Here is a 10845-nt window from a genome sequence, read left to right as displayed (position 1 = left end):
ACCACCCGCCGCCCCGCCCGTACCGCCGCCCCGCTCCGCCGCTCCCTGCCCCGGCGCCCCCAGAAAGGCCCCTGTCCGCTGATGTCCGAATTGGTTTTCTTCTCCGGGACGATGGACTGCGGGAAGAGCACGCTGGCGCTCCAGATCGGGCACAACCGCTCGGCGCGCGGACTCCAGGGCGTGATCTTCACGCGGGACGACCGGGCGGGCGAGGGGAAGCTGTCCTCGCGCCTCGGGCTCGTCACGGACGCGGTCGAGGCCGCCGAGGGCATGGACCTGCACGGCTACCTCGTCGGCCTGCTCTCCCGGGGCGGCCGGGCGGACTACGTGATCGTGGACGAGGCGCAGTTCCTCGCGCCGCGCCAGATCGACCAGCTGGCGCGCGTCGTGGACGAACTCCGCCTCGACGTCTTCGCCTTCGGCATCACGACGGATTTCCGCACCAAGCTCTTCCCCGGCTCGCAGCGCCTCATCGAACTCGCCGACCGCGTCGAGGCACTCCAGGTGGAGGCGCTGTGCTGGTGCGGCGCGCGGGCCACGCACAACGCCCGCACCGTGGACGGCGAGATGGTCGTCGAAGGGGCCCAGGTCGTCGTCGGGGACGTCAACCGGCCCGCCGGTGAGGTCGGTTACGAGGTCCTGTGCCGCCGTCACCACCTGCGCCGCGTGACGAGCGCGACGGCGAAGGCGGGCGTGCGCTCCCCGGACGTCCTGCCCGTCCAGCGCGACTGACCCGGCTCACGCGCGCGCGACGTCGGTCCGTACGAGCGCGAAGACCGCCCCCTCCGGATCGGCCATCGTCGCCGTGGGCCCCCGCAGTCCCGTGGCGGGCTCCTCCACGACCTGCCCGCCCAGCCGGACCGCCGCCGCGCAGGAGGCGGCCACGTCGGCGACCTCGAAACACGCGAGCCACCCCGCGCCGCGCTCGCGCGCCCGCGCGCGTCCCACCCCGAGCGCGGCGGCCACGGGGCGCCCGTCGAGGGTGAACGTCACCTGGCCGGGGCCCTCCTGGCGGGTGCCGAAGCCGAGCGCGGCCCGGTAGAACGGCGCGACCGAGGCGGTGTCCCGCGTGAGCAGCTCGGACCAGGAATGGGCGCCGGGCACGCCGGTCACGGCGAAGCCCGCGTGCGCGGTGGGCTGCCACAGCCCGAAGGCGGCGCCGCCCGTGTCGGTGACGAGGGCGAGCCGCCCGGCGCCCGGCGAGTCGAGCGGGCCGACGCCGACCGTACCCCCGCAGGCGTGAACCGTGGCGGCCAGCTCGTTGACGTCCTCGGTGCCGAAGTACGTGGTCCAGGCGACCGGGAGCCCCGTACCGGCGGGCAACTGCCCGAGCCCGGCGACCGGGCGGCCGTCGAGCAGGGCGCGCGCGTACGGGCCGAGCCGGCGCGGCCCCTCCTCGTACTCCCAGCCGAAGAGCGCCCCGTAGAACTCCCGTGCCGCGGCCGGATCGCGCACCATCAGGCTCACCCAGCAGGGCCCCCGCCGCGCCCCTCCCGCCACGCCGTCCCGCTCCGCCGCCGCCCGTGCCTCAGCCATCGCGCCTCGCTCTCCGCCCGTTCCACCCGCACCCGACGCACCCGCTGCCACGGTGCGTACCCGATTGTGCACCTCTCGTCGCGCGAAGGGCCCGTCCGGGACCGGCGGGCCCCGTCTTCGCCGCGCGAGCGCGCGCACCGGGGGACGTACGGGGCGCGCGGGCGGGGGAGTGCGCCGGGGTGCCGTGGGCCAGGATGGTCCCATGACCACCTCGCGACCCGCCCCCGTCTCCCCGCTCATCGACGCCGACACCCTCGCCACGGCCCTCGCCGGGCCCCGACCGCCCGTCGTCCTCGACGTGCGTTACCGGCTCGGGCAGCCCAGCCAGCGGCCCGCGTACCTCGAAGGGCACGTGCCCGGCGCCGTCTTCGTCGACCTCGACACCCAGCTCGCCGCCCCGCCGGGACCGTGCGGGCGTCACCCGCTGCCCGCGCCGGGGGACTTCGGCGCCGCGATGCGGGCGGCCGGGGTGAGCGCGGACCGCGAGGTCGTCGTGTACGACGACGGCCAGGGCTGGGCCGCGGCCCGCACCTGGTGGCTGCTGCGCTGGTCGGGGCATTCGGCGGTGCGCGTGCTCGACGGCGGATTCCCCCGCTGGGCCGGTGCCGTGGAGACCGAGGTGCCGGAGCCCGCGCCCGGCGACTTCGTGCCGGAGCCCGGCGCCCTGCCGACGCTCGACGCGGAGGGCGCGGCCGAACTGGCGCGCACAGGAGTGCTGTTCGACGCGCGGGCGGGGGAGCGGTACCGGGGCGAGGTGGAGCCGGTCGACCCGGTGGGCGGCCACATCCCGGGGGCGGTCTCGGCGCCGACCGCGGAGAACCTCCGGCCCGACGGGCGGTTCAGGACCGTCGCCGAGCTGAGGTCCCGCTTCGCCGGTCTGGGCGCGGACGGCGCGCGGACGGTGGGCGTGTACTGCGGCTCGGGCGTCTCGGCGGCGCAGGAGGTGCTGGCCCTCGAACTGGCCGGGGTACGGGCGGCGTTGTACCCGGGCTCGTGGTCGGAGTGGACGGCGGACGGCGAGCGCCCGGTCGCCACGGGGGCGGAGCGGGGCTGACCGAAACCCCGTGGCACGGGGCTGACGGGAGCCGCGCGCGGCACGGGGCGGGCGCCGTCGGCCCCCGCCCCGTGCCGGGGCTCAGTCCTGCTTCTTGCGCCGGGTGCCGAAGACGATCTCGTCCCAGCTCGGGACCGCCGCGCGGCGCCCCGGGCGGACACCGTCCGCCTCGGCCTGACGGTCCGTCGAGCCGATCAGCCGGTCCCGGTGGCTGGAGACGGCGCGCGGCATGAGCACGTCCGCGTACGCCGAACCCGCCGAGGCCGCGGGGGCCGGGGGCTCCTCGGCCTCGGGCTCGCGCTCCGGCTCGTCCTGGCCCGTCCGCTCCACCGCGGGCCGCTCGGGCACCACCATGTCGCCGCGGAAGCTCGGCACCGCCTCCAGGAGACTCGTCAGCGAGTCGCGGCCCGGCTCGGCCGAGGCCGCCGGGGCCTGCTCCTCGTCCTCCTCCTCGGCGACCGGCGCGGGCGGAAGGGCCGGGGGCCGGTCGGGGAGCGAGGGACGGTCACGGTCGAAGCGGTCGATCGTGCGCTCGCGCGGCAGCCGCGCGATACGGGGCACGAAGGGAGTCGGCTCGGGCGAGGACAGCTCGTCGGACTCGCCGATGAGCGCGCGCGCCTCGTCGTCCACGGCCTGCACGAGGCGGCGCGGCGGGTCGTAGGTCCAGCTCGCCGAGCGCGTCTCGCCGATGAGCCGGTAGACGAGGATGACCTCCCAGGTGCCGTCGTCGCGGCGCCAGGAGTCCCACTGCACGGTCTCCCGCTCGGCCCCGCGCAGCATCAGCCGCTCCTGCACGGCGTCACCGAGCTGGGGACCGGCGGACTCGCCGGGGCGGCGTACGGGGGTCTTGCGGGCCCGCTCCGCCATGAACGCGCGCTCCGCGAGCACCGGGCCCTCGAAGCGCCGTACGCGGTCCACGGGGATGCCGGCGAGCTGCGCCACTTCCTCCGCGCTCGCCCCCGCCCTTATACGGGCCTGGATGTCCCGGGGCCGCAGGTGGCTCTCGACCTCGATCTCGATCTGGCCGAGGCGCGGCCGGTCGCCGCGCACGGCGGCGCGCAGCCGCTCGTCGATGGCGAGGGTGTACTCCGTGTTGTCGGCAGCTTTCAGCACAAGACGTGTGCCGTCGTTGCTGACGGCCACGACACGCAGTTCGGGCATGGGGACCTCCCGGGTGGTGCCTGCCGACGTCACGTGCGTCGCTGCTTCCGCTAGTCGAGTGTGGCCTGCCCGGGTGCAGCCTGCCACAACCTTGCCGAGTTGCCCGGCGTGTCGGGCACGGGTCCTGACACTCCGTTATGGCACGGTACTCATTTGCAACGCTGAGTGACCACCCGGACTCCCAGAGGGTACGGGACTCTCCCGCCACCGCCGGGTCGTCCCCCCGCGGCCGGACCCGCTCCGGCCGGATGGCCGACCGCTCCGGTGCGAAGAGTCCCGGGCACCCTGACGGGAGACCGGACCCAGGGCTCGCCACAGTACTCCATTCGGGCCACCCGTGGTGGGGCGACGCTCCGCCGGACTTCCCCCCGCGCCGGGGACGTGCGCGAGGTGCCGCGTGTGCTCCGGCGCGTTTCGCGGGCGCTCGCGCGGGCACCGGGCTGGGAGCGCCCGCCGCCGGGTGGCGCGCTTCACAAAATCCACGGAACCGGAACCAATCGATTCGCCCGGTAGTCACTTCCTGCGGCAAGGTGGACGAAAGGCGATGTAAGGCAGGTAGATGCAGAAGGAAGCCGTGAAGGGCGACACACCTCACATACGTGGCGGCGGCCCGCCCGCGGGTGAGGCGGTCGCCGACGAGCAGAAGCCCGCCAAGCGCTTCGACCTGAGCGTCCCCCAGGTGGCGGGCTCCGCCCTCGCCTCGGTCGCCGCCGCGATCGCCGCCTCCCAACTCGGCGTCTACGGCACGGTCATCGGCGCCGGGGTCATGAGCGTCGTGGCCACCACGGGCGGCAGCGTCTTCCAGCACCTCTTCCGCAGAACGGGCGAGCAGCTGCGCGACGCGGCCGGGCAGGTCGTCCCCCGGCACGGGGTTCCGCACGACGGCTCCGGGGACCCCGTCCCGCCGACGTTCCTCGCGCACCCCGAGCGCCACCTCCCGGACGTCCCCGCCCCCCGCGCCGAGGCCGCGACCGTCCAGCCGCCCGCCGACGCGGACCACACGAGGCTCCTGCCGCGCGCCGACGCGGACCGGACGACTCCGCCGGCCGCGGACGCCGACCCGACGACGGTGCTCCCGGCCGCCCACGCCGATTGGACGGCGGTGCTTCCCGCCGCCGCGCCGTCCGACGAGGCGACGCGCGTGCTCCCGGCGGGCACCGGCGGGCCCGTACCCGACGACGAGTCCCGGCTGTTCCCCGCCGTCCCGGCCGAGGAGGCGACACGGCTCCTCGGCGCCGTCCCCGGGGACGAGGCGACGCGCCTGCTCGGGCCGGTGCGCGAGGACGAGGCGACGCGCCTGCTCGGCACGGCGCGCGAGGACACCGCTCCCGGGACCGGGACGCGCACCGCCCCCGGGGCGTACGCCGCGCACGAGAACGGGACCCCACCTGCGACCCCCGGGGCGTACGGCGCTCCCGTCACGCACCAGAGCCCCCGCAGGCCGCGCGGCTGGCGCAAGGCGCTGCTCACCGCCGTGGGCGTCTTCGCCGTGTCGATGGCCGGCATCACGGGATACGAACTCCTCGCCGGCCACTCCCTCAGCGGCGGCTCCGGCTCCACGATCAGCAAGCTCGGGGGCAACGGCGGCGGCCACCACCAGGCACCGCCGCCCGAGCAGCCCGGCCGGTCCTCCTCGACCGGCCCGGCGGACTCGACGGACCCGACCGGCTCGAAGGGGCAGGACGGCAAGGACGGTTCCACCTCGCCCACGCCGGGCGACAGCACCTCGCCGAGCCGGCCCCGGGACGGGAAGGACGGCGCCGCGGACCCGAGCGCGCCGGACGACGTCACGAAGCGTGACGACCAGGGGAAGCCGTCCCCGAGCACGACCCTCGACCCCACCGGGCAGACCCCCGGCACCGGCCAGGAATCCGGCGGGGCGACGGACCCGGGCACCGGCACCGGTGACCAGGGCGACGGCGGCACGGGCGGGCAGCAGCCGGAGGACGGCGCGCAGGGGCAGACACCCTGAGGAGCCGCCCGCTCCCCACGGCGCGAAGCCCCCGCCCGCCCCCGTACTTGGGAGCGGACGGGGGCTTCGCCGTACCGGCCGCCCGGCGCGTCCCCGCGCCCCGGCGTCCGTCAGTCCCCCAGCACGCGCCGCAGGTACGGGTTGGCGAAGAGACGGTCCGGGTCGAGGCGGTCGCGCAGGGCCGTGAACTCCGCGAAGCGGGGGTAGGCGTCCGCGAGGTAGGCCGCGTCCCGGGTGTGGATCTTGCCCCAGTGGGGGCGGCCCGCGTGCGCCGTGAAGATCTGCTCCGCCGCCGTGAAGTACTCCCGGTACGGCGTGCCCCGGTACAGGTGGACCGCGATGTAGCCCGAGTCGCGACCGCTCGCCGTGGAGAGGGCGAGGTCGTCGGCGGGGGCGCTGCGGACCTCGACCGGGAAACTCACCCGCAGCCGCGAGCGCTCGATCATCGCCTTCAGCTCGCGCAGCACCGCGGGGACCTCGGCGCGCGGCACCGCGTACTCCATCTCCACGAACCGCACCCGGCGCGGGCTCGTGTAGACCTTGTACGGGATGTCCGTGTACGTCCGCGCCGAGAGCGCCCGGCTGGAGAGGCGGGCCACCGCCGGGATGGTCGCCGGCGCCGCGCGGCCCAGCGAATTGACCACCTGGAAGAGGCCGTTGGACAGGAACTCGTCCTCGAACCAGCCGTGGAGCTTCTTCACCGGGCGGGCCGGGCCCTGACTGCGGTTGTTGCGCTTCGTGTTCGTGTTCTCCGTGTGCGGGAACCAGTAGAACTCGAAGTGCTCGTTCTCGGTCACGAGTTGTTCGTACTCGGCGAGGACCCGGTCCAACGGCATCGGTTCCTCGCGCGCGGTGAGCAGGAAGACCGGCTCGACGCGGAAGGTGACGGCCGTGAGCACGCCGAGCGCGCCGAGGCCGACGCGCCCGGCGGCGAAGACGTCGGCGTTCTCCTCGGGGGTGCAGCGCAGGAGCGTGCCGTCGGCCGTGAGGAGTTCGAAACCGGCGATCTGCGCGGCGATCGAGCCGGAGTCGCGGCCCGTGCCGTGCGTGCCGGTGCTGACGGCGCCCGCGACGGTCTGCTCCATGATGTCGCCCATGTTGGTGAGGGAGAGCCCCTCGCGGGCGAGCGCCGCGTTGAGGCGCTTGAGCGGCGTCCCCGCCTCGACGGTGATCGTCATGGCCTCGCGGTCGATGTGCCGGATGCCGGTGAGCAGGTGCGGGCGGACCAGGACGCCGTCCGTCGCGGAGATCGCGGTGAACGAGTGGCCGGTCCCGGCCGGTTTGACGGTGAGGCCCTGCCCGGCCGCGCGGCGCAGCACCCCCGCGAGTTCGTCCACGGATGCCGGGCTCTCCTCGCGGGCCGGGCGCGCCGTGATGTTGCCGCCCCAGTTACGCCAGGTCCCGCCCGGCCGCGCCGTCCCCGGCACGCTCCGGGGCCGCCCTGCCCCCGCCGGCTCCGGCCCCCGCGCCGCGCGCGCTTCCTTCGCTCCCGGCACTTCCCGCTCGTTGCTCATCCTGCGCCCCTCCCCGCTGCGGAACCGGCTTGCTGAGCCGGTGGTACCCCAGGAACGCCACCACGACCGCGACCGCCCCGGCAACCCCCGGGACCGCGTATCCCGCCTTCGGCCCCGAGGCGTCGATGACCCAGCCCGCCACGGAGGAACCGAGCGCGACGCCGACGGCGAGACCCGTACTCACCCAGGTCATGCCCTCGGTGAGCTTCGCGCGGGGCACGTGCTGCTCGACGAGGGCCATCGTCGTCGTCATCGTGGGAGCGATCGTCAGGCCCGCGAAGAACAGCGCCACGGCCAGAAACGGAAGGTTCCCGACCAGTTGGAGGGGGATCATACTCACGCCCACGAGGCAGACCCCGATGAGCCAGCGCCGGGCGGGCGGCCGGGTGAAGTGGAAGAGCCCGAAGACCGCGCCCGCGAGGCAGGAGCCGAGCGCGTAGACGGCCAGGACGAGGCTCGCCGCCGCCTTGTGCCCCCGGTCCTCGGCGAAGGCGACGGTCACGACGTCGATCGCGCCGAACATGACGCCGGTCGAGACGAAGGTGAGCACGAGGACGCGCAGCCCCACCGAGCGCATGGCGCTGCCCCGTTCGTGCCGCCCGGCCGGGTGCGCCGCGGGTTCGGTGGCCTTCTGGCCGGAGAGCCAGAAGACGCCCACGGCGAGGAAGCAGCCCGCGAGGAGCGGCCCCGCCTCGGGGAACCAGGCCGTGCACAGGCCGATCGAGAGGATCGGGCCGAGCACGAAGCACACCTCGTCCACGACCGACTCGAAGGAGTAGGCGGTGTGCAACATGCGGGGTTCGTCGCGGTAGAGCGCCGCCCAGCGCGAGCGCACCATCGAGCCGACGCTCGGCACGCAGCCGATCCCCGCCGCGAAGACGAACAGCGTCCAGTCCGGCGCCTCGTGGACCGTCGCGAGCAGCAGCCCGGCCGTCGCCGCGAGCCCGATGAGCGTCGCGGGCCGCAGCACCCGCCGCTGCCCGTGCCGGTCCACGAGCCGGGAGAGCTGGGGGCCGAGCACGGCGGCGGCGAGGGCGATCGTCGCCGAGAGCGCGCCCGCGAGCCCGTAGCGGCCCGTGAGCTGGGAGATCATCGTCACGACGCCGATCCCCATCATCGCGAGCGGCAAGCGCCCGATGAGCCCCGCCGCCGAGAAGGACAGGGTGCCGGGCGCGCGGAAGATCGCGCGGTAGGGGCTGGGCAAAACGGGCTCCGGGCAGGCGTGGGGGCGCGGGGCGGCGGGGGCCGCCGCGCGCGGGGGAGAGGGGACGGGCGGACTGAGAGGTAAGCAGTGAACCCGGCCCCGCGAGCTTACGCAGCCGGGCGGTTTTTCGCACGGGAGATGCCGGGCGGCGCGGGGGAGAGGACGGCCCGGGGCGGCCGGGGCGGGACGGCAGGCGTACGGGACCGGACTCCCGCCGGTCCGTACCCGCCACCGGGCCCGTACCCGCCCCCCGGTGCGGACCGGGCCCTCCGCTCCGGACACGCGCGGGGCGCGCGTCGTGTGCCGCGCCGCTGGTGGCAGGATCGGAGCCATGGCCGAAGCTCTCGATCCCACCGCCTCAGGGGCCACCCCCTACGACGCCCTCCTGCTGCTCTCCTTCGGAGGCCCCGAAGGACCCGAGGACGTCGTTCCCTTCCTGGAGAACGTGACCCGGGGCCGGGGCATCCCCCGTGAACGGCTCAAGGAGGTCGGGCAGCACTACTTCCTCTTCGGCGGGGTCAGCCCGATCAACGGCCAGAACCGCGAACTGCTCGAAGCGCTGCGCACCGACTTCGCCGGGCACGGTCTCGACCTGCCCGTCTACTGGGGAAACCGCAACTGGGCCCCCTACCTCACCGACACGCTCCGCGAGATGGTCAAGGACGGCCGCCGCCGCGTCGCCGTGCTGTGCACGAGCGCCTACGCCTCCTACTCCGGCTGCCGCCAGTATCGCGAGAACCTCGCCGACGCGCTCGCGGCCCTGGAGGCCGAGGGCCTCGACGTGCCGGTGGTCGACAAGCTGCGGCACTACTTCAACCACCCCGGATTCGTGGAGCCGGTGGTCGACGGCGTCCTCCGCTCCCTCGCGGAGCTTCCCGAGGACGTACGGGAGCGGGCGCACCTCGCCTTCACGACGCACTCGATCCCCGTCGCGGCCGCCGACACCTCCGGCGCGCCCGAGGCGCACGGCGAGGGCGGCGCGTACGTCAAGGAGCACCTCGACGTCGCCGCGCTCGTCCACGCCGCCGTGCGCGAGCGCACCGGCACCGACCACGCCTGGCGTCTCGTCTACCAGTCCCGCAGCGGCGCCCCGCACATCCCCTGGCTGGAGCCCGACATCTGCGACCACCTGGAGGCGGAGCACGCGGCCGGGGTCCCCGCGGTCGTCATGGTGCCGATCGGCTTCGTGTCGGACCACATGGAGGTCCTGTACGACCTCGACACGGAGGCGAAGGCGAAGGCGGCGGAGCTGGGGCTGCCGGTGCGCCGGTCCCCGACGGTGGGCAGCGATCCGCGTTTCGCGGCGGCGGTACGGGAGCTCCTGCTGGAGCGGGCCGCCGCCGAGCGGGGGGAGCGGCCCGCCCGGTGCGCGCTCGGAGCCCTGGGCGCCAGCCACGACGTGTGCCCGGTCGGGTGCTGCCCGGCGCGCACGCCGCGCCCCGCGGCGGCCGGTTCCTAGCGCCCCTCCCCCCGGGGCCCCGCTCCGCCACCGCCGGGGAGACTGGGGTTCCCAGCCCGGCCCGACCTAGGAGAAACGTGACGGACAAGCTCGCTCGGGAACTGCTGCCCCTCGCCCTCGAAGCCGCGCGCCGCGCGGGCGCGTTCCTCCGGGACGCGCGGCCCGCCGATCTCGGCGTCGCCGCGACCAAGACCAGCCCCGTCGACGTCGTGACCGAGATGGACCTCGCCTCCGAGAAGCTCATCACCGGGTTCCTCGCCGAGCACCGGCCCGAGGACGGCGTCCTCGGCGAGGAGGGCGCGAACCGCGAGGGGACGAGCGGGGTGCGGTGGGTCGTCGACCCCGTGGACGGGACGGTGAACTACCTCTACGGGCTGCCGAGCTGGTGCGTCTCGATCGCGGCGCAGAAGGACGGCGAGACGATCGTCGGCGTCGTGGACGCGCCCGTGCGCGGTGAGGTGTACCACGCGGTACGGGGCGGCGGGGCCCGGCTCGGGGACCGGGTGCTGCGCGTGCGGCCCCCGGCCGAGGAGGGCCGCGCGCTCGTCGGGACCGGCTTCGGCTACCTCGCCGAACGGCGCGCCCACCAGGCCGGGGTCATCGCCGGGCTCATCACCTCGGTGCGCGACATCCGGCGCGGCGGCTCGGCCGCGATCGACCTGTGCGACGTGGCGGCGGGCCGCCTCGACGCGTACTACGAGCGCGGCCTCAACCCCTGGGACTACGCGGCGGGCGACCTCATCGCCCGCGAGGCGGGCGCCCTCACCGGCGGCCGTCCCGGCGCCCCGCCGAGCCCCGAACTGACCGTCGCCGCCCCGCCCGGCCTCTTCGAGAGCCTCCAGGCACGCCTGGAGGAACTGGGCGCCTGGCACGACTGAGCCGGCGGCGGGCCGGACGGCCCGTACGGGGGCGGGTGACCCGAGGCGGAGTGGACGAAGGGGCCGG

9 protein-coding genes are annotated in these 10845 nt (G+C 75.5%); 5 read left to right on the top strand and 4 right to left on the bottom strand.

From position 1 onward, the window contains the following. The first annotated feature begins 81 nt into the window (after nucleotides 1-81). Nucleotides 82-732: a thymidine kinase gene (locus SSBG_RS05575; RefSeq protein WP_008745226.1), complete on the top strand. Its 651-nt coding sequence runs from the start codon at nucleotides 82-84 to the stop codon at nucleotides 730-732. A gap of 6 nt (nucleotides 733-738) precedes the next feature. On the opposite strand, the gene SSBG_RS05570 is transcribed toward SSBG_RS05575, so the two are convergent. Next, the gene (locus SSBG_RS05570; RefSeq protein ID WP_008745225.1) at nucleotides 739-1536 is read right to left on the bottom strand and encodes a VOC family protein; all 798 of its coding nucleotides are present in this window, start codon (nucleotides 1534-1536) and stop codon (nucleotides 739-741) included. 202 nt (nucleotides 1537-1738) lie between these two features. Between SSBG_RS05570 and SSBG_RS05565 the strand changes: the two genes are divergently transcribed. Beyond that, on the top strand, nucleotides 1739-2590 hold the full coding sequence (locus SSBG_RS05565) for a sulfurtransferase (RefSeq protein WP_008745224.1): 852 nt from the start codon (nucleotides 1739-1741) through the stop codon (nucleotides 2588-2590). 81 nt (nucleotides 2591-2671) lie between these two features. Here the strand turns inward: SSBG_RS05565 and sepH are convergent, their stop codons facing one another. Next, complete coding sequence (gene sepH / locus SSBG_RS05560) at nucleotides 2672-3751, bottom strand: septation protein SepH (protein ID WP_008745223.1); 1080 nt, start codon at nucleotides 3749-3751, stop codon at nucleotides 2672-2674. Between the two features lie 559 nt (nucleotides 3752-4310). Here sepH and SSBG_RS05555 point away from each other — a divergent pair. Then, nucleotides 4311-5723: a hypothetical protein gene (locus SSBG_RS05555; protein WP_008745221.1), complete on the top strand. Its 1413-nt coding sequence runs from the start codon at nucleotides 4311-4313 to the stop codon at nucleotides 5721-5723. A gap of 110 nt (nucleotides 5724-5833) precedes the next feature. On the opposite strand, the gene SSBG_RS05550 is transcribed toward SSBG_RS05555, so the two are convergent. Together SSBG_RS05550 and SSBG_RS05545 are read right to left on the bottom strand one after the other, a co-directional pair. After that, complete coding sequence (locus SSBG_RS05550; RefSeq protein WP_008745220.1) at nucleotides 5834-7150, bottom strand: D-arabinono-1,4-lactone oxidase; 1317 nt, start codon at nucleotides 7148-7150, stop codon at nucleotides 5834-5836. Beyond that, nucleotides 7113-8441 carry an MFS transporter gene (locus tag SSBG_RS05545; RefSeq protein WP_008745219.1) on the bottom strand — a complete coding sequence of 443 codons (1329 nt, stop codon included), beginning with the start codon at nucleotides 8439-8441 and terminating at the stop codon, nucleotides 7113-7115. Before SSBG_RS05545 ends, SSBG_RS05550 begins: the two co-directional genes overlap by 38 nt. 331 nt (nucleotides 8442-8772) lie before the next feature. Here SSBG_RS05545 and SSBG_RS05540 point away from each other — a divergent pair, with 331 nt between their 5' ends. Together SSBG_RS05540 and SSBG_RS05535 are read left to right on the top strand one after the other, a co-directional pair. After that, the gene (locus tag SSBG_RS05540) at nucleotides 8773-9900 is read left to right on the top strand and encodes a ferrochelatase (RefSeq protein WP_008745218.1); all 1128 of its coding nucleotides are present in this window, start codon (nucleotides 8773-8775) and stop codon (nucleotides 9898-9900) included. A gap of 77 nt (nucleotides 9901-9977) precedes the next feature. After that, nucleotides 9978-10778: an inositol monophosphatase family protein gene (locus tag SSBG_RS05535; protein WP_008745217.1), complete on the top strand. Its 801-nt coding sequence runs from the start codon at nucleotides 9978-9980 to the stop codon at nucleotides 10776-10778. Nucleotides 10779-10845: the final 67 nt, after the last annotated feature.

Origin of the sequence: Streptomyces sp. SPB074 (assembly GCF_000154905.1) — a bacterium.
In the GTDB taxonomy this organism is placed as follows: Bacteria; Actinomycetota; Actinomycetes; order Streptomycetales; family Streptomycetaceae; genus Streptomyces.
The sequence above is the reverse complement of the archived record's forward strand: the minus strand, read 5'-3'. Positions and strand labels throughout refer to the sequence as shown.

Bases quoted from the DNA above. Each gene is read 5' to 3' on its own strand.
- SSBG_RS05575 (WP_008745226.1), top strand. From the start codon at position 82: ATGTCCGAATTGGTTTTCTTCTCCGGGACGATGGACTGCGGGAAGAGC.
- SSBG_RS05570 (WP_008745225.1), bottom strand. From the start codon at position 1,536: ATGGCTGAGGCACGGGCGGCGGCGGAGCGGGACGGCGTGGCGGGAGGG.
- SSBG_RS05565 (WP_008745224.1), top strand. From the start codon at position 1,739: ATGACCACCTCGCGACCCGCCCCCGTCTCCCCGCTCATCGACGCCGAC.
- sepH (WP_008745223.1), bottom strand. From the start codon at position 3,751: ATGCCCGAACTGCGTGTCGTGGCCGTCAGCAACGACGGCACACGTCTT.
- SSBG_RS05555 (WP_008745221.1), top strand. From the start codon at position 4,311: ATGCAGAAGGAAGCCGTGAAGGGCGACACACCTCACATACGTGGCGGC.
- SSBG_RS05540 (WP_008745218.1), top strand. From the start codon at position 8,773: ATGGCCGAAGCTCTCGATCCCACCGCCTCAGGGGCCACCCCCTACGAC.